The sequence below is a fragment of the Streptomyces capitiformicae genome, from assembly GCF_002214185.1.
Classification (GTDB): domain Bacteria; phylum Actinomycetota; class Actinomycetes; order Streptomycetales; family Streptomycetaceae; genus Streptomyces; species Streptomyces capitiformicae.
Genome location: NZ_CP022161.1, coordinates 7,278,983 through 7,305,716, shown reverse-complemented (window position 1 = coordinate 7,305,716; position 26,734 = coordinate 7,278,983). Strand labels below are relative to the sequence as shown.

The window sequence follows — 26,734 nt, the reverse complement described above, 5'->3', positions numbered from 1 at the left end:
GGGGAATGACGTTCCGGACGTCTTGACCATTTCCGCACGGGGCCGCAACAGTGGTGCGGCGCACCGGAGTTGTGCGCGGCGCAGCGAATTGAGCGCGCCCGTTTCCTTCCCGTTCCCCTCTCAGGAGGCCCTGTGCTGCAGCCCCTCGTGGTCGGGCTCGGCCGGTCCGGATCAGGACTGCATCTGAACACGCTCGGCCGTCTGGCCCGGCGGACCGCGGCCACGGGAGATCCGCTCGTCGCCCTGCCCGCGGTCGGCTGCGACCCGCGCGCCGGCGGTCTGCGAACCCTGGGCATGCCCGGCGAGGTCACGGCCGTCACCACGCTGGAACAGGCCCTGCAACACGTCGACCCCGCCACCGCGGTGGTCCACGTGTGCACACCGCCCCGGCTGCGCCACGACCTCCTCGCGGAACTGGCCGGACACGGCTTCCGCCGAATGATCGTGGAGAAACCCCTCGCCGCGTCCGCGGACGAACTCGACGCCCTGATCCGGCTGCGTCAGGAGGCCGGCCTCGATCTCGTGGCCGTCGCCCACTGGATCACCTCCCGGCTCGCCGACCGGTTGCGCCGGCTGGTGGGCGGCGGACGACTCGGCTCCCTGCGCCGTATCACCGTCGACCAGCACAAGCCCCGCTTCCTGCGGTCCTTGGCGACCGACGGGCATCCGTCCGCCCTGGACGTGGAGATCCCCCACTCCCTGGCGCTCGCGCTCGATCTGGCCGGGCCGGCCGAACTCCGCGCCGCGCGCTGCTGGGACCTGCGCTGCGAGGACCGGAGCCTGTCCCTCCTGGGCGGCGCGCACGTCGAGTTGGAGCACCGTTCGGGAGTGGTGACGCTGCTTCGTTCCGACCTCGGCGCACCCGTCCGGCAACGCAGCGTCGTCTGTGAGTTCGAGGGCGGGACGGCCACGGCACACTTCCCGCTCAGCGAGGACGACGACCACGCGCAGTTGGTCATCGCCCCCTTCGACAGCGGTACGGCGGCCCCGTCGGCCGGAGTCCTCGACGCGGACGGAGTGCCCGGGATCGGACACCACGTCTTCCGGGACGACGCCCTGATCGACTTCCTGGACGGCGCCTACCGCGGCTTCGCCTCCGGCGCCGGGGGCGTCGGGAACTTCCCGCTCGCCTGCGCGACCGCCCGGCTGCTGTGCGCGGCCCGGGAGCGCTGCTCCGTCACACCGCGCGCCCGCGCCGGGAGCCGCTGACATGTCCCGGCACAGCGCCGCCCAACCCCGCGTCCGGGGGTTCGGGCCGCTCACCGGCATCGGCGACGAGGCGGCACCCGGCACCGACGGGCAACTGGCAGCTCTGCGCAGGCTTGGCTGGAACGCCATCGAACTGCGCACGGTCGACGGTACAGCCCTCGCCGACCTCTCCCCGGCCGCTTTCGGCACGCTGGCCCGGCGGCTAGCGGACGAAGGCGTCACCGTGACCGCCGTCGCCTCCCGGATCGGCAACTGGTCGCGTCCCATCACCGGCGACCTCGGCCAGGACCTGGCGGAACTCGACGTCCTGGCCGAGCGCTGCGCCACCCTCGGCTGCCGTCTGGTGCGGATCATGTCGTACCCCAACGACGGTCTGACGGAGACCGAGTGGGCCGACCGCGTCCTGGCCCGCACGGCCGTCCTGGCGGACCGCGCCGAGCGCGCGGGCCTGGTGCTGGTGCACGAGAACTGCGCGGGCTGGGCCGGGGACCGGGCCGATCGCGCGCTACGACTGGTGCGCGCCGTGGAGAGCCCGGCCCTGCGGCTGCTGTTCGACACCGGCAACGGCGTCCCGTACGGCTACGGCGCCCCGGACATGCTCCGCCACCTCGCCCCTTACGTCGTCCACGTCCATATCAAGGACGCCGTGCGCACCCCGGACGGCGGCACCGCCTACACCCTGCCCGGCGAGGGTGAGGCCGGGGTGGTGGAATGCCTGGAGCTGCTGGCCGCCCACGGGTACACCGGAGCACTGTCCCTCGAACCCCATCTCGCGGTTCGCCCCCACGAGGGGCTGGCCCGGGCCGGTGAGGACGCCGCCGAGCTGTTCGTCCGGGCCGGACAGGCGCTCGCCGGGCTGCTGGGCGCCGGACAGGCGCTCGCCGGGCTGCTGGGCGCCGGACAGCCGGTCACAGGTCCGCTGGACGGCCCGGCGTGAGCGACCTGTTCACCGGCCGGCACCGAAAGTTACTGCTGGACCTGCTGCGCCTGCCGAGCGTCAACCCCCTGGAGGCCGGCCCGGACGATCCGCCGTCCCGGCTGCCCGAGATCCTCCAGCGGTACGCGACGGCCGCCGCCGAAGCGGGATTCAGCACCGTCCGCCTCGCCAGTCCGCCCGCCGCCTGCCTGGACCGTCCGGGCGTGCCGTCCACGGTCCGCGCCGCCGCGCGCGATCCGCGCTTCCTCGCGGACCAGCCCAGCCTGCTGCTGCGGCTGGGCCCCGAGCGCTCCCGTGCGCACACCGTGATGTTCAACGTCCATCTGGACACCGTCGCCGGACACACCCCGCCCGCCTTCGACGGCGTGCGGTTCACCGGCCGTGGTGCGGTCGACGCCAAGGGACCCGCCGTGGCCCTGCTCGCCGGGCTGCGGGCCGCCGCGTCCCACCCCGCCGTCGGACCGGACGTCACCGTGCTGCTCCAGGCCGTCGCCGGGGAGGAGGGCGGCGCCCTGGGCACCTACGGCACCCGCCCGCTGCTGGAGGCCGGGCACCACGGCCGTCTCAACGTGTTCTGCGAGCCGACCGGGCTGCGCGCGCTGCCCCGGGCCACCGCCGCGATGACCGCGCGGATCACCGTCGCGGGCGAGGACGCGGTGGACGACCACCCGGACGCCGGACACAACGCCACCGTGCTGCTGGGATTCCTGGCCCAGCACCTCGCCGCCCGCCTGGACGGGGCCGTACCAGGTACGCGGGTGTGCGTCGCCGGACTGCACACCGGCCGTACGCACAACCGCGTCCACGGCACCGGCACGCTGCTGATGAACCTGTCGTACCGCCGCACCGCCGACGGCGACCGCCTGAAGACCGAGGTCACCCGGCACGTCGCCGACGGCCTGCACCGCTTCACCGAACTCTTCGCCAACGGCCGGGAGTTCGCGCGCACAGCACGGGACGCAGCACGGATCACCCGGCTCGGCTGGGACAAACAGGGCCTGCCCGCCCTGGACGACTCCGACCCGTGGGCCGAGGAACTCCTGGCCCGCGCGGGAGCCCGGCCGGCGGCCGGCGACCCCGGCTTCACGTGCGACGCCATCTGGGCGGCCGGCCTGGACGACGCCTTCACCACCGTCCTCGGACCCGGCTGTCTCGCCGCCAACCGCGCCCACGCGCCCGGTGAGTTCGTCGACCTCGCCGACCTGGAGGAGTTCGCCGGCGTGGTTCGCCGGCTCGTCACGTTCTTCGCCGAAGCGGTGCCGGCGGAGTCAACGCAGCGACCTCCGTAGCGCACCACACCCCCAACCGAACGACCTACGAAGACAACTGGCCCGCCCCGTAAGGAATCCCGTATGACGGCACCCACCGCCCCACGAGCGGCGGTCGAGCGCACACCCGTCCTCGTCGACCACGCGGAGCTGCACGCCTCGCTCACCGGCCTCTTCACCAGCCACGGCATTTCTGATGCCCGCGCCCGGCTCGCCGCGGACGCGCTGTGTCACGGCGACCTGACCGGGCTCGACTCGCACGGCGTGTTCAACCTCACCCGGCTCTACCTGCCGTTGCTGGAGTCCGGCCGCTGCGACCCCCACGCCGAACCGCAGCCCCTCAACGACCTGGGCGCCTGCGCGGTCGTCGACGCCCACCGCGCCCTGGGCCTGTGGGCCGCGGCCGAGGCCATGGACGACGCCGTGGCGCGGGCCGGCCGGCACGGGGTCGGGCTGGTGTCGGTGCGCGGGGCCACCCACTTCGGGTGCGCCGGCTTCCACGCGGTGCGCGCCGCGCAGGCTGGGATGATCGGCGTGGTCGCGAGCAACTGCGGTGGCCAGCGCATCGCACGGCCCCCGGGCGGCGCGGTGGCGATGCTCGGCACCAACCCGCTGAGCGTCGCCGCGCCGGCCCTCGACGGACACCCGTTCCTGCTGGACATGAGCACCACCGTCGCACCCACCGGGCGGGTCCGCGTCGCCGCCCGCCGCGGCACCCCGGTGCCCGCCGGCTGGCTGGAGGACGCGGCGGGCGCCCCGGTGACCGACCCGTCCGCCTTCGACCGCGGCGAGGCCTTCCTGCGCTGGCTGGGCGGCACGGCCGAGGCCGGCGTCCACAAGGGCTACGGCCTCGGCATCGCCGTGGAACTGCTGGCCGCCGTGGTGTCCGGCGCGACCGTGGGGCCCGCGCCCGCCGCGCTGGAAGGCGACGGCCGGCCGCACGGCAGCGACGACGGCATCGGCTTCTTCCTCCTCGCGATCGCCCCGGAGATGCTGCGCCCCGGCGCGGACGTGGCCGCCGCGACCCGGTCCCTGTTCGGCACGCTCGTCGACTGCCCGCCGGTGCCCGGCGGCGAGCCGGTGCGCTACCCGGGCTGGCGGGAGGCGGAACTCGCCGCCGAACGCCGCCGCCACGGCATCCCCCTGCCCCCGCACCTCCACGCGGAACTGACCGCCCTCGGTCTCCTCGGCGGCCCTCGGAGCCCGCGATGAGCCGGCCCTTGCGGCTCGGCGTCGTCGGTCTCGGCGCCATCTCCCCCTACTACCTGGCCGCCGCGGAACGGCTGCCCGAGTGGCAGCTGACCGCCGTGTGCGACGCCCGCGCCGAGGCCCTGGAGCAGTTCCCCGGCCCGGCGGCACGCTTCCGCGACCACCGCACGCTGCTGGACCGGGCACGACCGGACGCCCTCGTCGTGGCCGTGCCCAACGACATTCACCTGCCCTTGTGCCGGGACGCCCTGACCGCCGGCGTCTCGGTCTGCGTCGAGAAGCCCCTTGCCCTGACCGCGGCCGAGGGGTCCGTGCTGGTGGAGCTGGCGCTGCGCTGCGGGGTCCCGCTGATGACGGCGTTCCACCGCCGCTACAACGACGCCGTCCGCGCACTGGCGCGCCGGACGACGGGCCGGGAGATCCGCTCCGTCCGGGTGCGCTATCTGGAGCGCATCGAGGAGCATCTCGGCGGCGAGGACTGGTACCTGGACCCGGCCCGCTGCGGCGGCGGCTGTGTGGCGGACAACGGCCCCAACGCCCTCGACCTGGTGCGGCTGCTGCTCGGTGAACTCGCCGTCACCGGCTGCGAAATCCACCGCGACGGCTCCGGCGTCGACCGTCAGGCGGTGATCCGCCTGCGTGGCCGTACGGGAACCACGGCCTCGGTCGAGCTGGACTGGTCGTACCCGGGGGAACGCAAGGACATCGAGGTGGAGCTGGCCGACGGAGAGGTGCTGCACGCCGACATGCTGGCCGGACACACCGGCTTCAAGGCGTCGCTGTGGCACGAGTACGAGGCGATCCTCACCGAGTTCGCCGCGCTGGTCCGTACCGGTGCCCCGACCGGCCCGGGGGCGCACGGCGGCCTGGCCGCGCTGGAACTGGCTGAGGCGGCCTACCGCTGTGCCCGGCCCGCGTTGGATGCGACGACAGCGGAGGCGGACCGGTGAATCCAGCGGAGGACGGCCCGAAGCGCGTGGTGCGCGGATCACTGGTCAAGGTCCTCGTACACCGCCGCACGGACCGCGGCATGCGGCTGGAGGAGCACGCGGCACGCTGCGTACGCCGGGGCGAGGTGCACGAACTGGTCACCACCGACCAGTGGGACCCGCGCCCAGGCGCCCGGATCGACCGGGTGGGTTTTCTGGGTTTCGCCGAGCTGTTGTGCGCCGGTGTGATCGACCGGGGTGACCTGGTGCGGATCGGGGACACGACGGTCGGCACGGTACTCGGCTTCGACGCCTGCCACCTTCCGAACCACTACAACATCCTGATCCACGCGGCGCGTCCGGTCAGCGGCCGGGAACTGGGCCTGCGGCCGGAGACCGTCGTCACCTTCGTCCAGGGCCGGGCCGGGGACCACGGCACGGTTCCCGCGCCGCCCGGTACCTGAAGGGCGATCCCGGATGGCGCCGGCCCACTGAACGGGCGGCGCCATCCGGTTGCCGTGGAACCCGGGTGGTCGCCCACCCGGGTCACAGCTGCCGCTCTGACAGGTCAGCCGAGCAGCTCGACCTCCAGCTGGCCGAAGTGGAAGTCGCGGATGGTTTGCAGCAGTTCGTCCTCGGACAGCCTTCCGTCGCCGTTCCTGTCCACCTTCTGGAAGATTTCCCCGGCCTGGGAGGCCGGCACGCCGACGGCGGACAGCCAGGCCTGGAACTCACGGGCGTCGATCTCGCCGTCGTGGTTGTCGTCGCACAGGCGGACCAGCGCCTTCACAATGGGAGAGAGCGCACGGTTGAAGCTCGCCTCACCCTCCTTGAACAGCATCTCCCCCGTGGCGTCGAGGAACTGCTCCCGGCTGATGGCGCCACCGGCCGGGACGCCCGCCTTCTGGGCCAGGTGCTCGTACAGCCCCTGGAAGGCGCTGCGGAGCTCCTGCACTTCCGGGGAGTCGGCGCTCATGCCGAGGTTCTGGGCGATCCGGGCGGCCTCGCCCTGGAAGTCGCTCGCCTCCAGGACGCCGTTGCCGTCGGTGTCCCACTTCTCGAAGCGCTTTGCCAGGCGGTCGTTGGCGACAGCGGTGCTCATGTGTCTCTCCATGTCTCGGACGGAGTCCGATGGTCTCGGGTGGTGTCGGATGGATGACGGACCGCGGCACCTAGGCAGGGCCGCGACCGCGCAGGGCAGTACCGCTGCGCGGGCTCTGGGGCCGGCGACGGCCGGCAGGAGGAGACGCCGGCTCAGGCCGGCGCGAGGAAGCACCGGCTCAAGCCGGAGCGAGGGGATCAGAGAAGGGTGACCCGGCCGCCCACGGCCTTGCCGCGAGTGTCGAGCAGGGCACAGCGGGCCTGGCCCAGTGCATCCCTCGCGTAGCAGGCGTGGTCCTGCAACAGGATCGCCACATCGGCCTGGGCCATGGCGTCCCGAAGATTCTCGGCGCGCGGCAGAGACCGGCCGCCGACAGTGAACTCGGCTATATACGGGTCGTGGTAGTACACCTCGGCACCGGCGGCGAGCAGTCCTTCCGCCACCGGGCGCGCCGGCGTCTCCCGGACGTCGGCCACATCCGCTTTGTAGGTGATTCCGAGGAGCAGGGCCCGTGCCCCCTCAGGGCGGCCCCGGACGTCGGTGAGCAGGGCCAGCGCTCGGTCCACGACATGGTTCGGCATACGGCCGAGGACCTCGTGGGCGGCTGCCAGTGTGCGGAAGGCGAAGCCCTGGGATTCGGCCCGCGCGGCGAGATAGCGGGGGTCGACGGGAATGCAGTGTCCCCCGACGCCGGGTCCGGGCCTGAAGGGTGCGAAGCCGAACGGCTTGGACGCGGCGCAGTGCAGCACGTCCCAGATGTCGATGCCGGTCTCGTGGCAGAACAGTGCCACTTCGTCGACCAGGGCCATGTTGACGTACCGGTAGGTGTTTTCCAGGAGTTTGGCCATTTCCGCCTCCCGCGTGCCGCGGGCGACGACGAGGTGGTCCACGAACCGGGAGTAGAACGCGACGGCGTACTTGGCGCACAGAGCGCTGCAACCGCTCACGACCTTCGGTGTGTTGCGGATGGTCCACGTCTCGTTGCCGGGGTCGATCCGCTGCGGCGAATACGCCAGGTGGAAGTCCTCGCCCGCCCGCAGCCCGCTGCCGTGCTCCAGCAGCGGCCGCACGACGTCCTCCGTGGTGCCGGGATAGCTGGTGGACTCCAGGACGACGAGCATGCCGGGACGCAGCCGGACGGCGACCACCCGGGCTGCGTCCTCGACCGCGGACAGGTCGGGTAAGCCCTCCGGTGTGAGTCCGGTCGGCACACAGATCACCACGGTCTGCGCGCCGTCCAGGACCGCTGGGTCGGTCGTGGCATGAAAGCCCGCGTCCAGCATGACCGCGACCTCGGCGTCCAAGACGCCGCCGACGGGGGAGCGGCCTGCGGCGAGTCCGGACACCACCGTGCCGGACACGTCGTACCCCACGGTCGCCAAGCCGGCCGAGACCGCGGATCTGGAGAGCGGCAGCCCGACATGCCCCAGCCCGATGACGACGAGATCGGTGGCCATGTGCGTACGTTCTCCTGAGTGTGTGGGGGGAACGGGAACAGGGGTGGCTCAGGCGGAGAAACTGCCGCTGCCGGGCGCCACGTGCGAGCCGTATCCGGGCTGCACGGTGACGCCGGGGGTCAGACAGAACGGGTCGGCGTAGACGGTGACCGGACGATCGGTGTGGTTCGTCAACACATGCGCGTCGGGCGGAAGCTTCTGGCACCCGTGCGGATCGCGATAAACAGTCAGCGGCGTCAATTCCGTACTGAACACCACCACGTCGCCCTGCTCTGCCGCGGCAGCGGTGCCGGTGGCGGCGTTTGCCACGAGCAGCGCACTGGTGGCGGCCAGCATGAAGACACGGGCGCAGCGCATGAATTGGTCCTTTCGGCAGTGTGTTGTCGAAATGATTCTTTTCGGGAGATGCACCCGCTAAGCACGAGCCCACCCTGATGCGCCCGAACCAGTGATGCAGTCAAATGGAATTGACGCCTCGGTCGGTGATCCGCGCGCCCCGTCGGTATCGGACGCGCACAGGGCCGGGCACCGGTTCACTGTCTCGGCGAGAAACCGGTTCCGGCTCAGGCGATCCCAAGTCGGCTGCCGACCAGCGGCCACCCGGGGAAGATCGAACCGCCCCGCGGCAGCGTTGCCTGCGAACTCGGGTGCGCCGAAAAGGCCTTCCTCGGTGCGGCAGCGCTCACCGGTGTCCTGGGCGAAACCCCCGGCCCGTTGAGTACTCCGTCATCCTGCCCCGGCAAGGACGCCACTCCTTCGCGTGTTCCGCGACGCCCGGGTCGCCTCGGCGCAGTCGGAGTACTCGAAGAAGGACCCCATGCCGCGGGCGAGTTGTCGGGCCGAGTATCGAACCTCCCGGGCAGGGGCCGGGAACGCAGCACCGCGTCTGCGTAGCGGGCGGAGGGCCGGCAAGCGGAGACACTACTGTGGCGCAGGCTGACCTCTCGCTGACCAGGACGCGACGATCACGACTCTGACGCGTAAATAGGTCCAGGTGAGGGTCTGTTTGGGCAGGGCTGGGTGCCCGGTGGTCGTCGTGGCCGCCGGGCGTTTGGCCGTGAGGTGATCAGGCTGCGCTTTCGAGGGGGTTGAGGGTGACGGTGTAGCCGAGCTGGTTGAGCGCGGTGATGGCGCGTCGGGTGGCGCGTTCTGGGTCGCGGTGGGTGAAGTAGGCGCCGCCGAGTTCCTGATAGCCGACGTTGTCGGTGAGCATGTGCCAGATCGCGGTGATGATCGAGTGCTCGATGGCGACGAGGGCCTTGCGCGGGCCGCGGCGGGCGGTCAGTGGCTTGTAGCGGGCCTGCAGGTAGGTGTCCTTGGTTCTCACCGCGCCGAAGGCGGCCAGGCCGAGGGCGCCTTTGAGGTAGGGGTTGCCGGGGCGGACCTTGGTGCTTTTGGTGCGGCCGGCGGACTCGTGGTGGCCGGGGCAGACCCCGGCCCAGGACGCCAGGTGTTTGGCGGAGGCGAAGCGGGCCATGTCACCGCCGGTTTCCGCGATGATCACTTCGGCGGTGGCCTGGTTGATCCCGGGGATGGTGTCGAGCAGGCCGAGGGCGGGACGAAAGGGGGCCATCGCCTCCTCGATCCGCGCGTCCAGTTGTCCGATGGCGTCGGTGAGCTGGTTGTTGAAGCTTCCCCTTGATCGTGGACACCTGGAGACTGGGATCTTGAGGTTCCAGAGGAAGTAGCACCAGGTAGGAAGCAAGTACACGAAGCGGTACACCGAGGAGTTCAAGCGGGACGCGATCGCGCTCGTCGATTCTTCGGGCAAGACGGTGACCGCCGTCGCCCGGGAGCTCGGGATCAGCTCGGAGTCCCTGCGCGGCTGTACCGCCGGGCGAAGGCGGACCGGGGTGAGGGCGAGTCCGATGAGCTGACCAGCGCCGAGCGCGAGGAGCTCAAGCAGCTGCGCAAGGAAGTCCGTGAACAGCAGCAGACGATCGAGATCCCGAAAAAGCGACGGCCTTCTTCGTGAAGGACAACGACCGGTGAGCGAGCTGTACCGGTTGAGCCGTGCGGAGAAGGCGAACCACCCGATCGTCCTGCTGTGCCGGGTGCTGAACGTGGCCCGCTCCTCCTGCTACGCCTGGTGCGAAGGCGAGGCCGCCCGCCACGCTCGGCAGGCTGCCGACGACGCGCTCGCGCACGAGATCACCATGGTGCACATCGCCTCCCGCCACACCTACGGTGTCCCGCGCATTCACGCCGAACTGCGCCGCCTGGGCCGACGGGTGAACCGCAAGCGCGTCGGCCGGGTGATGCCTGAGCGCGACATCCGCGGTGTCACCCGGCGCAAGGGGCGTTCGCTGACCCGGCCGGACGCGAAGGCGAAGCCGGCCCCGGACCTGATCGGCCGCGACTTCCACGCCGAGCGGCCCGGGACCAGGCTGGTCGGCGACATCACCTGCCTGCCCGCAGCCGAAGGCCGGCTCTGCCTCGCCCGCCGGCTGGACCTGGCCACCCGCGAGGTCGCCGGCCATGCCATGGCCGACCACCACCGCGCCGAACTCGTCGTCGACGCCCTCGACATGGGCTACCGCCGGGGCGGACTGGAGCCCGGCTGCGTGATCCACAGCGATCGCGGCAGTGCATACATGTCAGCCCGGTTCCGGGACCGGACAGGGAAGTTGGGACTGCGGCAGAGTTGCGGACGCACCGGATCATGCGTCGACAACGCTGCCGCGGAGAGCTTCTGGGCCCTGCACAAAGAGGAGATCGGCACCCGTATCTGGCCCCACCGGGCCACCACCCGAGTCGAGGTCTTCTCCTTCACCGAGACCTTCTACAACCGCCGTCGCCCGCGCAAGCACAGGACCTTCGGCTACCTCACCCCGACCGAGACCAGGCAGCGGCACCAGCACGCCCTCGCGGCATAACGATCACGCGTCCGAGATCACGGGGAAACTTCATGCCCGCGGCTACACCCGAACCTCCGTCCAGATGATCACCCGCTGCTGCTCGAACAAGATTCGGTTTACCGCAACGCACTCAGTCGTTCCTGGGTGTGTCCGCGAGGGATGCCGGTTCGGGCAGGGGTTCGGTGTTGCGGCTACTGAGGCCGTCGAGTGATATGCGCAGCAGGCGCCGCCAGCGGCCTGGGGGACTGTCGCCGGTCGTCTGCACGGTCTGGCTCAGGGCTGTGAGGAGCAGGAAGAGATCAGCGGTGGTGACGTCGGGGCGCAGAAGGCCGGCGTCCGGGCAGCGGGTGCGCAGGTCGTCAATGATGGAGTGGCAGTGGCTGGCACATGCGTGGGTGGGGCCCCCGGTGGTGGCATAGCTCTCGACGAGGGCGCGGTTGCGGGCCTGGTTGCTGAGGGTCTGCTCGAAGAAGTCGGCCAGTGCCTGCCAGGAATCTTCGGTGGCGACGGCCCGCTGATGGGCGGCGGTGAGCCAAGAGGTGAACTGTTGCTCCAGGACAGTGGCGAGCAGGGCGTCCTTGGTCGGGAAGTGACGGTAGAGAGTGCCCATGCCGACGCCGCTGCTTCGGGCGATCTCACGGACATCGACGGTGCCGCCTTGCTCGGCGAAGACGGCGCCGGCCGCCTCGATGATGGCGGCGCGGTTGCGCTCGGCGTCGGCGCGGCGGGCCGGCTTGGCGGGCGGCTCGGGTGCGGTAGTCGGCTGGTCGGCGAGGGGCACGGCATTCAGGGTACTAGGCATGGGGAGCGTTCGCTCCGGTTGTGCTAAACTTCAAGAGGAGCACTCGCTCCGTTTTTGTGGCGCGCGAGGCCGTGGCCTTCGCCTGCATGTTCCTGCTTGACCCCGGCTCTTGGACACAGCCACCGACGGACGGCACGATCCGCGAGATGAGGAGGCCACACCCATGGCACCACCTGCCTTATCGGAAGCGGCAGCACCGGCACGAAGTCCGCCGCCTCCCCATCGCGGCGGCATTGATTTCGTGCTGCCCCGCTCCCGCGTCACCAGACCCTGGCTGAGACAGTGGGCAGTTCTGCGAGCGGGCCAGCGCCACGCCCCCCGAGGAGGCAGTCCGGGCAGGCGACCGGGCGGTGGTGAGCACCCCGCCGACCCCTACCGGGAGCTTCCGGCCGCCGCACTGGCGGGCAGGGGCGTGCTCGACACGATGACCACCACCCGTTTCGTGCCGGGCAGTTCGAGGCCCTCGGCCAGGACCATCTCAGGCGAACTCGTCCAGGAACACCCGGCCGGCGCGAGGCCCGTCAGGACGTTTAGCAACATCAACGGCCAGCGCGCCCTCGCACTCGCCTGCTCCGCAGGCGCCGCCGACGGCAGGCACTCCGGGCCACATCGCGCTCCCGGTCGCCACCGACTCCAATGAGGCACGGCGCGTGGCCATGCGCCTGGTGGACGAGAGCGCCTCGATCCCCTCGACTCCGCCGTCCTGGCCAACTTCGGGCGTCAGCAGCCGATGAGGCCCGCCTCCCCACCGAGCTGAGCCTTGAGGATCTGGTGCCTGCCCTTCAGGCAGCCGACAGAGCCGAAGCCCCGCGCAACTGCCACCGCCGGATAGAGCGCTCTGCCGCCCTCATCTCCCACACCCACGCTGGAGGAGGTTGTTGAGCTCACCCCCACCTCTCCACCGCTGAAATACCCGGCGCTGCCGTCACGTTCTACCTAGGAGTCACATTGCCCCCCACAGCCACGTCCTTCACCGACATCGCGCGGTCCCGGCGCTCCGTGCGAAGGTTCCTGCCCGACCCGCTGTCCCCCACCGTCATCCGTGGCGTACTGGAAGACGCGCAAACCGCCCCGTCCAACTGCAACGTCCAGCCGTGGACAGTGCATATCGTCTCGGGTGCGGTACGGGACACCCTGAGCAAGGAACTGCTCAAGGCCGATGAGGAGGAGCTGGTCTCCAGCGACTTCACCTTCGACTACGCCGACTTCGGCGAGGGCACCTACCTGGAACGGGCGCACAGCCAAGCCGCGACCGTCTACCAGGCCATGGGCATACCGCGCTCGGACCGGACAGCCAGGAAGACAGCGGCCCGCGAGAACTTGAACTTCTACGGCGCACCCCATGTCGCCTTTCTCTTCATGCCGGCATTCGGCGACGGGGTGCGAGTGGCCGGGGACATCGGCATGTACGCGCAGAACTTCCTGCTCTCGCTGACGGCTCGCGGCCTCGGCGGCGTCCCGCAGACGATGCTCGGGCTCTACGCCGACACCGTCCGCGAGGTCCTGGACATTCCCCAAGACCTCAAACTGCTGTTCGGCATCTCCTTCGGCACCGCCGATCAGACCGCATCCATCAACAGCTTCCGCATGGGACGGGTACCGCTGGAGCAGAACGTCGTCCTGCACGAAACCCCGGGAGTCCTCGACAAGCGATAACTGCCTTCTGTCGACGATCCGCAGCATCACCCCCGGATCAGCCGTCAGCGGATCTGCACCTGGGTCCACCGGCGCCTGCGCGGCCTGCGGCTGTTCTGAAACTGCCGATCGTCGTTGACACCTGGGTCTCTCATCACTAGGAGATCCACATGTCGAAGACACCCCCGCTCGATCGCGAGGCCAAGCGGCGCCGGGTCATACGCCATGTCGAAGAGGTCACCGGCAACGTCGCCATGAGTTGCCGGTACTTCGGCATCAGTCGGCAGGCGTACTACACCTGGTGCCGCCGCTACCTGGCCGAGGCGAGGGCATCAAGGGGCTGCGCACTCACTCGAAGGCGCCCAAGCACAGCCCGAACGCCAGTCTGGCGTGTGGCAGATCCTCAACCGGCTGGACATGGGCCGTCTGCCGCCCCGCCCCAGCGCTAACAGGCGCCACGAAAAGCAACTGCCCGGCCACAGCGTGCAGATCGACGTGAAGTCCATCAAACCGCTCCCCTCCGTGCCCTACGTGACACCAGGAGCGTCGCGCGCAGGCTGGGCGTCAGCGCGGTCGCGCTCTTCGCTCAGCGGGGTTTCGGCAATGTCAACGTCAGTGAGATCGCGGCGCGCGGGGGTGACGTCACGGTGATCCCGATGCCGAAGTCCTGCCGACGTTCACCGAAGCGGTCGTGACGTGGTGCCATGACTATGGGGATCTCTTCCCGGCCCTGGCTCCGATGGTCGAGGAGTCGGAGACCCTCATGGCGGCCATCGGCAGTCGGACTCTGGTCCGGGAGCACAATCTCGCCGAGGCGCTGCGTGTTCGGTATCCGGACCTCGACGAGATGGATGCCAAGGTGTAAAGCTCCACGACGATGGCGCCGCTCCGCCTCTTCCAGCGCAACGCCACCGCTGCGGGGCCCGGCTACGCCGAGGCCCCCCAGGTTGTCTTCGATCGGCTCGGCGCGCTGACATCGGGCTCCTCGTCGAGTCATGCCGGGGTCGGTTCGCGCCGGTCGGGCAGCGTCGGCCAAGCGCTCCACCGGAAGTGCCGCGATGCTTCGTCGGCCGTCCGTGGCGTCGTGGCCGGTCGCGCAGTTCCCCGTGCCCCTTCGGGCACAGCTGGACCCCGGCGGACTTCACCCGAGTTGCTTGGCGATCCGCACCGTTCTCGCGCAGTTGACGCAGTCGCCGGATGCGGCAACGGCCTTGCGAGGAAAGGGAGTTGTGAACCTTGACGGCCCCTGAGGGGGCCGCTTTTCGCGTTGGGCGCCGCCGCTCCTGTGCTGCCTCGAACCGTCCGAGCCGCCTGCTGATCCAGATCTCGCAGGGCGAACGGTCCGGGATGCCCGCACGGGCGATCTACACAGGGTATTGCCGACGCGTTATGTCGGTAATAACATCTGGCGCTCAGAGCCACCCTGCGTGGCCCGCCGGACAGGAACGTCACCGGATCCACGGCGGCTGTCGAACTCCGGCCCACCCACGGCCGGCCTCTCAGTGACCGGCTTCGCGTCGTCTCGACCGACGCCGTAGCCGCCCAACGACCTCTCGACCACCTCCCTCAGACCGGCCGACCGGATCCCTACGAACCAGGGGCGCAACCATGACCACCGATTCCGTCACGGCCGACATCGGAGCGGCGGGCTCCGACGGCCTGTCCGAGCCGACAGCCGAGCAGCTCCGTGCGCTGTTCGACGCACAGCGGGAGGCGTTCCTCTCCCAGGAGCCGCCGACCGTGAAGCAGCGACGCGACCGGCTCGACCGGCTGATCCTGCTGCTGACCGAGAACGCCGACGCGTTCGGCGAGGCATTGCACGCGGACTTCGGGCACCGCCCCTCAGCGGTCAGCAAGATCGCCGATATCGTCGGCGTGCTGGGCGACATTCGGCTGACCAGGGCCCGGCTCGGCGCGTGGATGCGCCCGACCACGCCGGTGCCGGGCCTCGGCCTGCTGGGCGTGGGCAGTACGGTCGAGCGGGTCCCGCTGGGAGTCGTGGGGATCATCGGACCCTGGAACTTCCCTCTCGGCCTGGTGGTGGAGCCCGCGGCGGCGGCCCTCGCGGGCGGCAACAACGTCATGATCAAGTTCTCGGAGGTCACGAACCGGACCGCCGAGCTGTTCATCGCCAAGGTCGCCGAGTACTTCGACCCGACCGAGGTCACCGCGGTGACCGGCGGGCCCGCGGTGGGCTCGGCCTTCAGCGCCCTGCCCTTCGACCACCTGTTCTTCACCGGGTCCCCCAACGTCGGTGCCCTGGTCGCGGAGGCGGCGGGACGCCACCTCGTGCCGGTCACCCTGGAACTCGGCGGGAAGAACCCGGTGGTCGTGGACCCCGCCGCCGACATCGAACGCACAGCGGACCGCATCATGACGGCACGGCTGATGAACGGCGGCCAGCTCTGCCTCTGCCCCGAGCTGGTCTTCGTGCCGAAGGACAAGGCGACGAGCTTCGTCGACGCCGCCCTGCGCCGCGCCCGTACCATCGCGACCTCCGACGGCGGACCGGTCTCCGTCGTCAACGACGCGAACTTCAGGCGACTGGTCGCACTCCTCGACGACGCCCGGACCAAGGGCGCCACCGTCCACGAGGCGCTGCCGGGCCAAGAACCGGACGCCGCCACCCGGCGGATCGCGCCGGTCATCGTGACGGACTTCCACGACGACATGCGGATCACCGGCGAGGAGATCTTCGGCCCGATCCTCATGGTCCGGCCCTACCGGACGATCGACGAGGTCGTCCGCCACCTCGCCCCCCGGCACTCGCCGCTGGCCGCCTACTGGTTCGGTCCTAGGAACCAGGCGTTCCGCACCTTCACCCGGCGGGTCCGCTTCGGCGGGATGACCGTGAACGACATCGCCCTGCACGCCAGCGTCCCGGTCCTCCCGTTCGGTGGTGTCGGGCACAGCGGCTCCGGTACCTACCACGGCAGGCACGGGTTCGACACCTTCACCCACGCGAGGTCGACCACCGTCAGCAGGCTGCCGGTCTCGATGGGCTCGTTCGTCACGCCGCCCGTCAGCGCCCGGGCGAGCGAACTGATCGACGGAATGCTCGCCAGGGCGGCCAAGGCGGCGCGCCGCCGGTCCGGCCGTGCGACCCGATCATGAGCAGCAACAGAAGGAGTGCATCATGAGCATGGCATCACCACCCGTCGCCCTCCTCACCGGCGGCGCGAGCGGCATCGGGCTCGCCGACCTCGGACGCCTGGCCGAGGGCGAGTACCGGATCGCCGTACTGGACCTCGGCAAGCAAGCGCTGGGCAAGGTTGCGGAGCGGTTCGCAGACCGGGTCGCCACCTTCGCCGTGGACGTCTCCGATCCGGACGCCGTGGCTGCCGTGGTCGAGAAGGCCGAGGACGAGATCGGCCCGATCGAGCACGTCGTCGCCTGCGCCGGGATCGCTCGGGCCGGGCCGACGCTGTCCGTCGCCCGCGCGGACGTCGACCTGATGACGCGGATGAACTACGGCGGCATCGTCGACCTCGCGTACGCCGGACTGCCCCGCATGACCGGGGCGGGGCAGCGGCGAGTTCGCGGTCGTCGCGTCGTTCACCGGCATCATGGCGCCCCGCAAGATGGCCGCGTGCGGCGCCACCAAGACCGCGGTGATCGGCTTCATGCAGTCACTGCGCCACGAACTCGAAGGCACGGGCCTGACGCTGGCCTGTGTGTCCCGAGGCCGTGAAAACCCCATGGCGATCCACTTCTTCGCCGATCCCGGCAAGCGGGGCAGGGAGCTTGAGACGGCCATCACGCCTGAGCAGGTCGTCAGGGCGACCGAGAAGGGCCCGGCGCCGCTTCCTGGTACTGCCAGGACCGCCGTCCAGGAGCGGGGGCATCCAGCGTTTCGCACCGAGGCTCACCCGGGCGATGCAGTCGGGCGGCTCTCTGGACTTCGTCCGAGCCGCCCGGCGGCTGCCGCTCCTGCCTGCCTTCGAGGTGACCACGCTGATCCAAGTGGTCCCCGCTCGCTGCCGCCCCGGCCCGGTCCGCCCCGCGACCGGGCACACGGCGATGACGCCGGCCGCTGATCGGCCGTCCGGCGCCCCTCCACACCCGCCCTCGAACAGAAAGCCGCCTCCCATGACCGTAATCGCGGATGTCCGTCCAGCTGACGTCCTGATCCCGAAGAAGCGCCGTGACGAGGGTCCCGTCGTCACCCTGCGGCTGCGTCGCGCGCGTGTTGTGCATGCCGCCCTGTGTCTGCTGGGCGCGGTGCCGTGGCTGCTCGGCCTGTCGGTGCACGTGCAGGCGATCGGCTGGGGCCTGTGGCTGCCGGGCGCCGGGTTCCTGGCGGTGCCCGGGCTGTGGCAGCTGCTCTTCCCGGTGACCCTCCTGCTGTTCGGCGTCGCCTTCATCGCCTGGTTCGGCTCCGGCATGACCACCGCCCCCATCGCGGTGTGGGCACTGGCCGCGCTCGGCGCGGGCGCGGCGGCCGGCGGCCACTCGACGTCATGGGCACCCGCGGCGGTGCCCGGCCTGACGCTGTCCTTCGTCGCCCTGGGCGCCGTCAAGCGCCGGCGCGGCCGTGCCGCCGCGGCGCACACACGCGAGGAGCGCAACAGCTATCTGCCGGCCGCGGTCTCCGAGATCCAGGCCACCGCTGTCCCCGCTCCGCCGCTCGCCACCCGGGAGCTGTCGGACCTCCAGCTGGGCATGATGCGCTACATCCTCGGCCGGGCGCTCCAGCCGGTCGGGCAGCTCGAAGGCTTCGACAAGATCGACCAGTTCCAGACATCGTCGCTGCGGTACCAGCTCAACCAGGTCGGCTGGGCGCTGGCGGTCGCCCAGCGCCACTACACGCCCAACTTCACCGGCTACGTCAGTGAGGGTCAGCGGCGCGCCATCGACCAGTACCTGCAGCGCCAGATCTGGGGATACTGGCGCTGGGAGAGCGCGTGGGGCAATCTCAACTTCGACTTCGACCCCGCCAAGCAGGACAACATCATGTTGACCGGCTACATCAACATCAACACTCTGCTCTACCAGAACAACACCGGCGACGACCGCTACGCCGAGCCGGGGTCGCTCACCTTCGTCTACGACGACCGCCGCTCGTTCCGCCATGACGCGCACACCATCAACGGCTCGCTCATGGACAACTACCGCGGGCAGGTCTACCGGCAGCCGTACTGCCTCTTCCCCTGCGAGCCGAACTGGATCTACACCTCGTGCAACTTTCGCGGTCTCACCGCGGTCCTGCTGCACGACACCGTCTTCGGCACCGATCACACGGGCGAGATCAAGGACACCTTCCGCAAGCGCCTCGAAGAAGAGTTCGTCAACGCCGACGGCAGCATGGTGGCACTGCGCTCGAAGCTCACCGGGCACGCGCTGCCGTTCCCCGTCCCGGACGCCAGCCTTGTCAAAATGCTCAGCCCCTTCTTCCCCGACCTCGCCTACCGCTACTACGCGCTCGCCCGACGCGACATGCTGGCTCAGGTGGACGGTACGGCACGGGTGCTGCTCGACAAGAAGGCCCTCGACTACGGCAACTACAAGTCCACCCACGTCTTCACGCTCGACGGGATCCTCGGTGCCGCCCGGGAGATCGGCGACACGGAGGCGGCGACGGCGGCCGAACAGGCGCTGGACGAGCTGGGCGACGTCGACGACAGCGGTGCCGTCCACTGGGCGACGGGGTCGAACATGGCGAACCTGATGGTGATGGAGTCACACTTCGGAGTGGCCGGCGGCTGGCGGGAGATCATCACCACCCGGCCCTCCGCCGAGGTGCTCAGCGGGCCCGTACTCGCCGAGGCGAGCTACCCCGAGGTCCTCGTCGCCTCGGCGGTCAGCGACGGCACCGCGCTCGACCTGGTCCTGGCCCCCGGTGCCGCGCCGGGATCCCCGCAGTCCCTCACCATCACCAGGCTGCGTCCCGGCGTCCGGTACCAGGTACGAGGCGCCGGGTCGACCACGCTCGACGCCGACGCACGCGGCCAGGCCGTCTTGCGGGTGGCCCTGCACGACCGGACCCGGATCCGCATCGTCCCCGGCACCTGAACCGTCGTCCGCGCGGCGTCGGCGGACGGGTGCTGTTCATCCGCCTGCGCCAGGCCCTGCCCGAACCCGTGGGCTATGCCGACGGGTCGTAGCCGGCGCCGCGCAGCGTCAGGTCGACCAGTCCCACCAGGATGTCGTCGGCGTCCGCGCTCTGCTCCTCGCCGCCGGAGTCCTGGACCGTCAGCAGCGCCTGCAGCAGTACGCCTCCGTAGAGCGCGCGCACGGTGTGGGCGACGGGGGCGTCCGCCGGCAGGTCCCCGTCATCGATGGAGTTCCGCAGCGCGTTCTCGACCTGCGCGAGACCGGGCCGTACGACGGTCTCCTGGTAGCTGCGGTGAATGTCGGGGGTGATGTCAGCCTCTAGATGGATTCGGAGGTTGGCCAGGCCCTCGGGTGATCTGACGTAACGGTATTCCTCCTCGGCCAGCCTGAGCAGCTGGGACCTCAGGTCACCCGGGCCCGGGGTGTACGCGGGGACACCACGGGACGACAGAGCTTCTATCAGCAGTGCCTCCCGGGAGGCGAAGCGCCGGTACAGCGCGTCCCGGCTGACCCCGGCCTCCTTGGCGACCGCGTCGAAGTGGAAGGCGGCCCAGCCCTTCGTGCCGTAGACCACGCGGGCTGCATGCATGATCCGTTCCTGGATCTGTGGGTTACGGGGGCGGCCCGCTCCCGGGGCGCGCTTACGGGGCCGTGGTGTCTCGGCCGTGCGCCTCTTCTCGCTCGCGGCGGGCGGGCGTTCCGCGTCCGTCGTGTCCGCTCTGGTGTCCCGCGCGGTCCCTGTCTTCCTCGTCTCCGTCACGCTTCCACCTTCTCCTATGTGCGCAGGCGCCTGCACGAGCGCATCCGTGAAAGAAATCCGTACAGCTATTGCCTACATGACGCGTCGGTATTAGCGTCAACTTTCAGACCGATGCCGTCCAGAAAGTCCGGAGCGGTTCTCATGAGCATGCCGGAACAGCGTCACTCCATCGATGAGCGGCCCTTCGCCTACACGGGGACGGACACCATCACGGTGATCAATCCCGCGACCGAGAAGGAGATCGGCGGGGTCTGCGACGGCACGGCCTCCGACGTGGACGCCGCGGTGCATGCCCCTCGCCGCGCACTGCCTGGCCGGTCTCATGGAGCGGTTCGCCGACGTCATCGAGGCCGTGGGGGACCGCCTCGCGGTGCCTGGTCGCCTCGGAGAACGGCCGGCCCGTCTCGCTGTCCACCATGGCCGATGTCACCAGCCCCGCCGGACACCTCCGCGGGATCCCGCAGGAGGAGGAGCGCCCGGCGCGATCGGCCCGGTTCCGGTCCGCCGTGAGCCGGTCTGCGTCGCCGGGCTCATCGTCCCGTGGAACTACCCGGTGGGTCTGATCATGATGAAGCTCGCCCCCGCGCTCGCGGCCGGCCGCACCATGATCGTCAAGCCCGCGCCGGAGGTGGCGCCGCGTTCCCGGTACGGCGAGGTCGTGGACATGCCGCGTGGACTCGCCGGCGCCTTCGTCCTCGGCGACCCGACCGACCCGTCCACCACCATGGGCCCCTTGGCGCGAGCGGGTCGAGTCCCGTGTGGCCGCGGCGGTCGAGGACGGCGCCCGGCTGGTGACCGGCGGCGCCCGTCCGGTGGACCTCGCCCGGGGCCGGTACTACGCCCCCACCGTCTTCGCCGACGCCGACCCCGACTCCCGCCTCGCCCAGCTGGAGGTCTTCGGCCCCGTGGTGGCCGTCCTACCGTTCGACGGTGACGACGAGGCCGTGCCCATGGCCGACGACACCGACTACGGACTCGCCGGTTCGGTCTGCACCCGGGACCAGGGGCACGGCCTCGCCGTGGCCCGGAAGGTGAACACCGGAACCATCGGCGTGGGCGGCTGGACGCCTTGGAACACCGCGCCGTTCGGCGGCCGTAAAGCCAGCGGTCTCGGCCACGAATTCGGCCCCCGGGGGGTTCGACGCCTGCATCGCGCTCCAGTCCATCGACATCCCTGCCGCCTGATCCCACACGAAGCCAGAAGGAACACGCCGTGCGCATCCAAGCCGCCCTCGTCGAAGCCACCGGAGGCCCCTTCACCCTCCGCGACATCGACATCGAACCGCCCCGGGCAGACGAGATCCTGGTCCGCGTCACCGCCGCCGGGATCTGCCACACCGACCTGACGACCCGGTCCATGTGGCCCGAGCAGCTCACCCCGATGGTCCTCGGTCATGAGGGCACCGGAGTCGTCGAAGCGGTCGGCGCCGACGTGACGACGATCGCCCCCGGCGACACCGTCTGCCTGAGCTTCCGCAGCTGCGGCGCGTGTCCGTCCTGCGCCGACGGCCACCCCGGCTACTGCGCCGCGTTCCAGGGCCTGAACGTGTCCGGCGGTCGCGGAGACGGCACCTCGCCGCTGTCGCGTGACGGCTCCTCCGTCTTCGGCGGTTTCTTCGGCCAGTCCAGCTTCGCCACGTACGCCATCGCCTACGAGAGCAACACCGTCAAGGTGCCCGCCGACCTGCCGCCCGAGGTCGCCGCTCCCCTCGGATGCAGCGTGCAGACAGGGGCGGGGGCCGTGCGCAACGTGCTGCGGCCCGAGCCCGGCACATCCCTGGTGGTCTTCGGGACTGGCGCGGTGGGGATGAGCGCCATCATGGCGTCCGTTGCCCTCGGCTGCTCCCCGGTCGTCGCCGTGGACCCAGTGGCCTCGCGGCGTGCCCTCGCCGGAGAGCTGGGAGCGAAGGCGACCGTCGATCCCAGCGCTGTGGAAGATGTCGCGGCCACGATCCGGGAGGCCACCGGTGGGGGTGCCCACTTCGCTGTCGACACGACCGCCGTCCCCGCGGTCATCAACCAGGCGATCGGCGCCCTGCGTCCCATGGGCAGCCTGGCCTTGGCCGGGATCGGCGCCCCGGAGGCCGCGCTGGACGTGATGAGCGTCATCGGCAAGGGCCTCACCGTGAGCGGCGTCATCGAGGGCGACGCCCGGCCGGCCGACTTCCTGCCCTGGCTGATCGACCGGTACCGCGAAGGAAAGCTCCCCGTCGACCGGCTGGTCACCTCCTATCCCTTCACCGAGATCGAGACCGCCGCCCAGGCCGCCCTGTCGAGGCAGGCCATCAAGCCCGTCGTCACCTTCGGCTGACCGGGCGCACCGACGCACCCTCAGAAGGAGGCCGACCTCCATGGCTTGCTGTTCCATCCTGCTCCTGCTCATGTCCCGGTTGGCCGGCCTCCACAGCGAACGACCTGCACGGCGCCGCCGCCAGGTCCTCGCCGCAGTCTGCGCCGGGGTGATCTTCGAACTGCTCCTGGCCTGGTGGCTGGCGTACCTCCTGGCCGGGTCGGCACCGCACGCGTCCCACCACATGCACAGGGCAGCGTCGGCATCCGGAGTGCCGGCCCAGGTGGCGGCCGCGATCGTCGTGGTGCTGCTCACGCTCTGGGTGTACGCCGCCTCCCGCAGCCCGGCGGCAGAACGACCCCGTGCCCCGGTGTGGACCGCCGGGGTGATCGCCACGGCCGTCGCCTTCTCCGGCCCGCTGACCCGTGCCGCCGAGACCTCCCACCTGGCGGCCATGGCGCAGCTCGAACTGCTCACCACGCTCGCCCCCGTCCTGCTCGTCCGCGGCTGGCCCGAACGCTCCCGTTCGTCCTCCCTGCCCACGGCATTGGCGGCGGCCGGACTGTGGAGCGCCGTGGTCTACCTGTGGCACATCCCAGCCGTACACCACGCAGACTTCGCCGGAGCGGCCGTCCTCATGCCGCTGTCCTACCTGTGCGCCGGCCTGCTGCTGTGGCGGTGCGCCGGAGAGCGTCCGGCCGTCCTGCTCGCCGCCCAGGAGGCCGTCGCCCTGCTGGGTCTGGCCCTGCTGCTGGCCCCCTCTCCCCTCTATGGCACAGCACTCGCCGACCAACGCGCTGCCGGCGTCCTGATGATGCTCGTCGACAGCGTGGTGCTGGCGGTGCTGCTGCTCCGGCTGACCGGCAGGTCATTCCCGCGCCCCCGTCCCCCCGCCCCGCCGACTCCCGCCCGCCGAAAGGTGATTGCATGATGACGTCGATCCCCCGATGGCGCTCGGCAGTGAGAAGGGGGCCGAACCCCTGGTCCGGCTGGCCTCCGTCGCCGATCCGCACAGCGTGAACGGCCAGTACTTCCACCGGTTCCGGCCGAACGCCCGTACCTCCCGGCAGGCCCGCGATCCGCCGGTCGCCAGGACTCTGTGGGAACGGACGGAGAGCATGCTCGGCCTCGCGTGAGGGCCAGGCGCTCCCGCCATGCCTTGAACGAGCCGCACATCTGAGACAGGAGAGACAACATGGTGGCAACACACACGGAGCGATTCACGGGAAAGACGGCGGTCGTCACCGCCGGAGCCTCGGGGATCGGCCTCGGTATCGTCCGGCGGCTGATCGCCGAGGGGGCCCGAGTCGTCATCGGTGACATCGATGAGGACGGGCTGGGCCGCGCGGAGAAGGAGTTCGGCGCGAGCGTGGTGCCGCTCGTCGTCGATGTGCGGCGGGAGCAGGACATCGAGTCGCTGGTGGCGACCGCGGTCGAGCGGTACGGACGGCTGGACTGCGCGTTCAACGTCGCGGGAGGGGGCAGCGGCGGTCCCCTCGTCGACCTCGGCTCGGAGGACATCGACCGGGTCCTCTCCCTGACGCTGCGCAGTATGTTCCTGTCCGTCAAGCACGAGGCGAAGCAGTTCATCGGGCAGGGTTCGGGCGGGGCGATCGTCAACATCACCTCGATCAACGCGATCCAGCCGCCGGAAGGGGCGGCCCCCTACAACGCCGCCAAGGCGGGCGTGGTGAGCCTGACCCAGTCGGCCGCTCTTGAGCTGGGCGCGCACGGTATCCGGGTCAACGCCGTGGGGCCCGGTCTCGTCGAGACTCCGATGACACGGGACCTCACCGGCAATCCGGCTGTCGCGCAGGCGTACCAGGACGCCACACCGCTGATACGGCGGGGGCGGCCGGAGGACATCGCCGCGGCGGCGGCCTTCCTCGGCAGCGACGACGCCGCCTGGACGACCGGGCAGACCCTGTACGTGGACGGAGGCCAGTCGGTGACCGGACACCCGCGTCTCCTGCGGCTGTTCGCCCAGAGCGACGCCGAGATGCCGACGGCGTCCGCCCTGCGCTAGACCCGACCTCGCGACGCCGGTGAACCACGAACACGAGGCACCTCATGGCTCACGGCATTCCCGCGATCAGTCAGCCCTCCCGGGCGGAGTCCGGCCGAGCCCGGGGAGGGCGTCCCGCACAGCAGTGACCTTCTACGGCCCGGCGTTCGTCGCGGCCGTCGCCTACGTCGATCCGGGGAACTTCGCCACCGACTTCCAATCCGGCGCCCGGTACGGCTACTTGCTCGCCTGGGTGCTGGTGGCAGCTTGCCTGGTGGCCATGTTCATCCAGTACCTGTCGGCCAAGACGGGCCTGGCCACGGGACGTGATCTCGCGACCCTGTGCAGGGAGAACTTCCGGCGGCCCGTCGTGCTGGGTCTGTGGGTGCAGGCCGAGTGCGTGGCCGTGGCCACGGACCTCGCCGAGTTCATCGGCGCGTGCATCGGACTCGATCTCCTCTTCGGCATACCGATGCCGGTGGCCGCGCTGATCGCCGGGGTGGTGAGTTTCGGGATCCTGGCATTCCCGGCGGCGTGGCCACCTTCCCTTCGAACTGGCCATCACCTTCCTGCTCGGGGTGGTCGGACTCGGATTCGTCTACACCCTGTTCGCGGTGGGCGGGCAGTCAGGCCCGGACCTGGCCGCCGGGATGTTGCCGGCCTTCAAGGGCACGGACTCGGTCGTCCTGGCCATCGGGATCATCGGGGCGACGGTCATGCCGCACCTCATCTACCTGCACTCGGCGCTGACCGCCGAGCCCCGGGCTCCTGAGGGACCGGCGGAGCGGAAGCGGGCGCCGCGGAGTCTGCGGTTCGACACCGTGCTGGGGCTCGGCGCCGCCGGGGCGATCAACTTTCCATGCTGTGCGTCGCCGCGGCCGCTTTCCACGGGGCAGGAAGCTTCGACGGCAGCCTGGGGGCCGCCCACGAAGGTTTCGAGCGGCTGGTCGGGGGCGGGGCCGCCCTGGCGTTCGCCGCCGTGCTGCTGGCTTCCGGCCTCTCCTCGTCCGGGGTCGGCACTTACGCGGGCCAGGTCATCATGGATGGTTTCCTGCGGGTACGTATTCCGCTCTTCCTGCGCCGGGCCGTCATCATGGCGCCCGCCCTGATCGTCATCGCACTGGGTGTGCCGCCGGACACCGCGCTCCTGCTCTCCCAGGTCGTGCTCTCCTTCGGGATTCCGTTCGTCCTCGTTCCGCTGGTCCTGATCAGCCGGCGACGGGACCTGATGGGGGACCTGGTCAACCGACCGCTCACGACCCTCCTCGGCATCATCGCGGCGGCGTTCATCTGCGGTGTCAATGTCTACCTGCTCTGCTCCTTCGTCCCCTGACCTGCCATCATCAGACAAGGAACCACCATGGACACGACGGCGTTCCGTTCCTTCACCGAGGCGCTGATGGCGGTCGGCGGCCTGCGAATCGCTTCCATGACCCTGTACAAAACCGCGCTGCGACACGTGGACCGGGCGCTGATCCCGAAAGCGGCTCTGCCCCGTGTCCGGTGGTGAAGCACGCACGCCACGCGTGTTCTCAAACTGAGCGGGCTCCTGCTCTTCCTCGGGCTGGCCGCCCGGATCGTCGCTCACCCGGCGCACTGAGAGAACGCGACATGCCGGCAGCCGGCCGCGCACTTCGCGGGCTGCCGGCTGGTCTTCGTGCTACCCGAGCCCGGCAACAGCGAACTCGAAGGACTGCCCCGGCGAGCCGACCGCGAGGTGCTCCTGTCCGACCCCGTCTTCCAGGAACGTGTCCTGGAGACAATCGGTCAGGTGACGCCGATGCTCTACGGACCGCTGGGTCTACCTGGACTGCCTCACCCGCCGTCTCTCCGCGCCGAGGGTCATCCACTACGCCGGCGCGGCGGCTGCTCCCGCGGCGGCGATGTGCCTCGCCAGGACGAGAACGGATACCTGACCTCGTCGACCGGGGCCCCGCAGCCAAGGACGCGGCTGTCATCGGAGTACCCGGTGCCGACGTCCGGGGTCTTCGGCAGCTGACCCGCCGGATCGTGGACGCGCCGGGAAACCTCTGCACGTCCGTTTCCTACGCGATCGCCCACTCCCTTCCCGGACGACCGTCGGCAAGACGGACAAGAAGGTACTGCGCGCGGCACTCCTGACGGCACGCGTGCAGGCCCCCGGTGTCTCCTCTCGGTGCCGCGATCCTCCGGGCCGCTAGTGGCTCGTCATGCAGCCTTGGCCGGGTAATCGACCCGCT

General features: G+C 70.6%; 27 protein-coding genes and 4 pseudogenes. 24 read left to right on the top strand and 7 right to left on the bottom strand.

Annotation, left to right across the window (positions count from 1 at the left end; translation table 11 throughout):
* Positions 1-132 precede the first annotated feature (132 nt).
* The 6 genes from CES90_RS32660 (at position 133) to CES90_RS32635 (ending at position 6,016) form a co-directional block, all read left to right on the top strand.
* Complete coding sequence (locus CES90_RS32660; RefSeq protein WP_189785640.1) at positions 133-1,209, top strand: Gfo/Idh/MocA family protein; 1,077 nt, start codon at positions 133-135, stop codon at positions 1,207-1,209.
* 1 nt (position 1,210) lies between these two features.
* A complete protein-coding gene (locus CES90_RS32655) occupies positions 1,211-2,146 on the top strand; it encodes a sugar phosphate isomerase/epimerase family protein (RefSeq protein ID WP_189785641.1) in 936 nt (311 codons plus the stop codon).
* A complete protein-coding gene (locus CES90_RS32650) occupies positions 2,143-3,435 on the top strand; it encodes a M20/M25/M40 family metallo-hydrolase (RefSeq protein WP_189785642.1) in 1,293 nt (430 codons plus the stop codon). Before CES90_RS32655 ends, CES90_RS32650 begins: the two co-directional genes overlap by 4 nt.
* Positions 3,436-3,498: 63 nt before the next feature.
* On the top strand, positions 3,499-4,626 hold the full coding sequence (locus tag CES90_RS32645) for an Ldh family oxidoreductase (RefSeq protein WP_189785643.1): 1,128 nt from the start codon (positions 3,499-3,501) through the stop codon (positions 4,624-4,626).
* Positions 4,623-5,573 carry a Gfo/Idh/MocA family protein gene (locus tag CES90_RS32640; protein WP_189785644.1) on the top strand — a complete coding sequence of 317 codons (951 nt, stop codon included), beginning with the start codon at positions 4,623-4,625 and terminating at the stop codon, positions 5,571-5,573. Before CES90_RS32645 ends, CES90_RS32640 begins: the two co-directional genes overlap by 4 nt.
* Positions 5,570-6,016 (top strand): DUF6917 domain-containing protein, encoded by a 447-nt coding sequence (locus tag CES90_RS32635; RefSeq protein ID WP_189785645.1) that lies wholly within the window; start codon positions 5,570-5,572, stop codon positions 6,014-6,016. Before CES90_RS32640 ends, CES90_RS32635 begins: the two co-directional genes overlap by 4 nt.
* A 104-nt stretch (positions 6,017-6,120) precedes the next feature.
* Here the strand turns inward: CES90_RS32635 and CES90_RS32630 are convergent, their stop codons facing one another.
* The 4 genes from CES90_RS32630 to CES90_RS32615 all read right to left on the bottom strand — a co-directional run bounded on the left by CES90_RS32630 (position 6,121) and on the right by CES90_RS32615 (position 9,882).
* Positions 6,121-6,654, bottom strand: a complete 534-nt coding sequence (locus tag CES90_RS32630; RefSeq protein WP_189785646.1) for an EF-hand domain-containing protein — start codon at positions 6,652-6,654, stop codon at positions 6,121-6,123.
* 197 nt (positions 6,655-6,851) lie between these two features.
* The gene (locus CES90_RS32625) at positions 6,852-8,111 is read right to left on the bottom strand and encodes a nucleotide sugar dehydrogenase (RefSeq protein ID WP_189785647.1); all 1,260 of its coding nucleotides are present in this window, start codon (positions 8,109-8,111) and stop codon (positions 6,852-6,854) included.
* Between the two features lie 48 nt (positions 8,112-8,159).
* Complete coding sequence (locus tag CES90_RS32620; protein ID WP_189785648.1) at positions 8,160-8,468, bottom strand: hypothetical protein; 309 nt, start codon at positions 8,466-8,468, stop codon at positions 8,160-8,162.
* A gap of 709 nt (positions 8,469-9,177) precedes the next feature.
* Entirely contained in the window at positions 9,178-9,882 is a 705-nt protein-coding gene (locus CES90_RS32615; protein ID WP_229914128.1) for a transposase, read from the bottom strand.
* Here CES90_RS32615 and CES90_RS52095 point away from each other — a divergent pair.
* Both CES90_RS52095 and CES90_RS32605 read left to right on the top strand, forming a co-directional pair.
* Positions 9,857-9,988, top strand: coding sequence for a hypothetical protein (locus CES90_RS52095; protein WP_189785745.1), 132 nt, complete (start codon positions 9,857-9,859; stop codon positions 9,986-9,988). The genes CES90_RS32615 and CES90_RS52095 overlap by 26 nt on opposite strands.
* A gap of 45 nt (positions 9,989-10,033) precedes the next feature.
* Complete coding sequence (locus tag CES90_RS32605; protein WP_373313508.1) at positions 10,034-10,987, top strand: IS3 family transposase; 954 nt, start codon at positions 10,034-10,036, stop codon at positions 10,985-10,987.
* Positions 10,988-11,099: 112 nt separating this feature from the next.
* On the opposite strand, the gene CES90_RS32600 is transcribed toward CES90_RS32605, so the two are convergent.
* Both CES90_RS32600 and CES90_RS32595 read right to left on the bottom strand, forming a co-directional pair.
* Positions 11,100-11,750: a TetR/AcrR family transcriptional regulator gene (locus tag CES90_RS32600; protein WP_189785650.1), complete on the bottom strand. Its 651-nt coding sequence runs from the start codon at positions 11,748-11,750 to the stop codon at positions 11,100-11,102.
* A 741-nt stretch (positions 11,751-12,491) separates the two neighbouring features.
* Positions 12,492-12,659 (bottom strand): hypothetical protein, encoded by a 168-nt coding sequence (locus CES90_RS32595; protein ID WP_189785651.1) that lies wholly within the window; start codon positions 12,657-12,659, stop codon positions 12,492-12,494.
* A gap of 60 nt (positions 12,660-12,719) precedes the next feature.
* Between CES90_RS32595 and CES90_RS32590 the strand changes: the two genes are divergently transcribed.
* The 6 genes and pseudogenes from CES90_RS32590 (at position 12,720) to CES90_RS32565 (ending at position 19,418) form a co-directional block, all read left to right on the top strand.
* Positions 12,720-13,427, top strand: coding sequence for a nitroreductase (locus tag CES90_RS32590; RefSeq protein WP_189785652.1), 708 nt, complete (start codon positions 12,720-12,722; stop codon positions 13,425-13,427).
* 149 nt (positions 13,428-13,576) lie between these two features.
* A pseudogene (locus tag CES90_RS52460) lies at positions 13,577-13,922 on the top strand (helix-turn-helix domain-containing protein); the annotation flags it as partial.
* Between the two features lie 175 nt (positions 13,923-14,097).
* Complete coding sequence (locus tag CES90_RS32580; RefSeq protein ID WP_189785653.1) at positions 14,098-14,271, top strand: hypothetical protein; 174 nt, start codon at positions 14,098-14,100, stop codon at positions 14,269-14,271.
* A 743-nt stretch (positions 14,272-15,014) separates the two neighbouring features.
* The gene (locus tag CES90_RS32575) at positions 15,015-16,520 is read left to right on the top strand and encodes an aldehyde dehydrogenase family protein (protein ID WP_189785654.1); all 1,506 of its coding nucleotides are present in this window, start codon (positions 15,015-15,017) and stop codon (positions 16,518-16,520) included.
* Positions 16,521-16,542: 22 nt separating this feature from the next.
* The gene (locus tag CES90_RS32570; RefSeq protein WP_189785655.1) at positions 16,543-17,097 is read left to right on the top strand and encodes an SDR family NAD(P)-dependent oxidoreductase; all 555 of its coding nucleotides are present in this window, start codon (positions 16,543-16,545) and stop codon (positions 17,095-17,097) included.
* A gap of 398 nt (positions 17,098-17,495) precedes the next feature.
* Entirely contained in the window at positions 17,496-19,418 is a 1,923-nt protein-coding gene (locus CES90_RS32565) for a linalool dehydratase/isomerase domain-containing protein (protein WP_189785656.1), read from the top strand.
* Between the two features lie 73 nt (positions 19,419-19,491).
* Here the strand turns inward: CES90_RS32565 and CES90_RS32560 are convergent, their stop codons facing one another.
* Positions 19,492-20,220 (bottom strand): TetR/AcrR family transcriptional regulator, encoded by a 729-nt coding sequence (locus tag CES90_RS32560; protein WP_189785657.1) that lies wholly within the window; start codon positions 20,218-20,220, stop codon positions 19,492-19,494.
* 289 nt (positions 20,221-20,509) lie between these two features.
* Here CES90_RS32560 and CES90_RS50160 point away from each other — a divergent pair.
* The 10 genes and pseudogenes from CES90_RS50160 to CES90_RS32520 all read left to right on the top strand — a co-directional run.
* Positions 20,510-20,791 (top strand): annotated as a pseudogene (locus CES90_RS50160) (hypothetical protein); the annotation flags it as partial.
* A gap of 100 nt (positions 20,792-20,891) precedes the next feature.
* Positions 20,892-21,566, top strand: a complete 675-nt coding sequence (locus tag CES90_RS50155) for an aldehyde dehydrogenase family protein (RefSeq protein ID WP_332836406.1) — start codon at positions 20,892-20,894, stop codon at positions 21,564-21,566.
* Positions 21,491-22,531, top strand: coding sequence for an NAD(P)-dependent alcohol dehydrogenase (locus CES90_RS32550; RefSeq protein WP_229914145.1), 1,041 nt, complete (start codon positions 21,491-21,493; stop codon positions 22,529-22,531). Before CES90_RS50155 ends, CES90_RS32550 begins: the two co-directional genes overlap by 76 nt.
* A gap of 40 nt (positions 22,532-22,571) precedes the next feature.
* Positions 22,572-23,441 carry a cytochrome c oxidase assembly protein gene (locus tag CES90_RS32545; RefSeq protein WP_189785660.1) on the top strand — a complete coding sequence of 290 codons (870 nt, stop codon included), beginning with the start codon at positions 22,572-22,574 and terminating at the stop codon, positions 23,439-23,441.
* Between the two features lie 16 nt (positions 23,442-23,457).
* The gene (locus CES90_RS32540; RefSeq protein WP_189785661.1) at positions 23,458-23,646 is read left to right on the top strand and encodes a hypothetical protein; all 189 of its coding nucleotides are present in this window, start codon (positions 23,458-23,460) and stop codon (positions 23,644-23,646) included.
* Between the two features lie 59 nt (positions 23,647-23,705).
* The gene (locus CES90_RS32535; RefSeq protein WP_189785662.1) at positions 23,706-24,536 is read left to right on the top strand and encodes an SDR family NAD(P)-dependent oxidoreductase; all 831 of its coding nucleotides are present in this window, start codon (positions 23,706-23,708) and stop codon (positions 24,534-24,536) included.
* Positions 24,537-24,555: 19 nt separating this feature from the next.
* Positions 24,556-25,026 (top strand): annotated as a pseudogene (locus CES90_RS51385) (Nramp family divalent metal transporter); the annotation flags it as partial.
* Positions 25,027-25,093: 67 nt separating this feature from the next.
* A pseudogene (locus CES90_RS52090) lies at positions 25,094-25,848 on the top strand (Nramp family divalent metal transporter).
* Between the two features lie 27 nt (positions 25,849-25,875).
* Positions 25,876-26,025, top strand: coding sequence for a hypothetical protein (locus CES90_RS32525; protein ID WP_189785663.1), 150 nt, complete (start codon positions 25,876-25,878; stop codon positions 26,023-26,025).
* 147 nt (positions 26,026-26,172) lie between these two features.
* Entirely contained in the window at positions 26,173-26,514 is a 342-nt protein-coding gene (locus tag CES90_RS32520) for a hypothetical protein (RefSeq protein ID WP_189785664.1), read from the top strand.
* Positions 26,515-26,734: the final 220 nt, after the last annotated feature.

What these genes read in the sequence shown, in the direction of transcription:
- CES90_RS32545 (WP_189785660.1), top strand. Translation starts at nt 22,572, where the DNA reads ATGGCTTGCTGTTCCATCCTGCTCCTGCTCATGTCCCGGTTGGCCGGC.
- CES90_RS32565 (WP_189785656.1), top strand. Translation starts at nt 17,496, where the DNA reads ATGACCGTAATCGCGGATGTCCGTCCAGCTGACGTCCTGATCCCGAAG.
- CES90_RS32620 (WP_189785648.1), bottom strand. Translation starts at nt 8,468, where the DNA reads ATGCGCTGCGCCCGTGTCTTCATGCTGGCCGCCACCAGTGCGCTGCTC.
- CES90_RS32645 (WP_189785643.1), top strand. Translation starts at nt 3,499, where the DNA reads ATGACGGCACCCACCGCCCCACGAGCGGCGGTCGAGCGCACACCCGTC.
- CES90_RS32535 (WP_189785662.1), top strand. Translation starts at nt 23,706, where the DNA reads ATGGTGGCAACACACACGGAGCGATTCACGGGAAAGACGGCGGTCGTC.
- CES90_RS32625 (WP_189785647.1), bottom strand. Translation starts at nt 8,111, where the DNA reads ATGGCCACCGATCTCGTCGTCATCGGGCTGGGGCATGTCGGGCTGCCG.
- CES90_RS32655 (WP_189785641.1), top strand. Translation starts at nt 1,211, where the DNA reads ATGTCCCGGCACAGCGCCGCCCAACCCCGCGTCCGGGGGTTCGGGCCG.
- CES90_RS32630 (WP_189785646.1), bottom strand. Translation starts at nt 6,654, where the DNA reads ATGAGCACCGCTGTCGCCAACGACCGCCTGGCAAAGCGCTTCGAGAAG.
- CES90_RS32570 (WP_189785655.1), top strand. Translation starts at nt 16,543, where the DNA reads ATGAGCATGGCATCACCACCCGTCGCCCTCCTCACCGGCGGCGCGAGC.
- CES90_RS32575 (WP_189785654.1), top strand. Translation starts at nt 15,015, where the DNA reads ATGACCACCGATTCCGTCACGGCCGACATCGGAGCGGCGGGCTCCGAC.
- CES90_RS32540 (WP_189785661.1), top strand. Translation starts at nt 23,458, where the DNA reads ATGGCGCTCGGCAGTGAGAAGGGGGCCGAACCCCTGGTCCGGCTGGCC.
- CES90_RS32640 (WP_189785644.1), top strand. Translation starts at nt 4,623, where the DNA reads ATGAGCCGGCCCTTGCGGCTCGGCGTCGTCGGTCTCGGCGCCATCTCC.
- CES90_RS32525 (WP_189785663.1), top strand. Translation starts at nt 25,876, where the DNA reads ATGGACACGACGGCGTTCCGTTCCTTCACCGAGGCGCTGATGGCGGTC.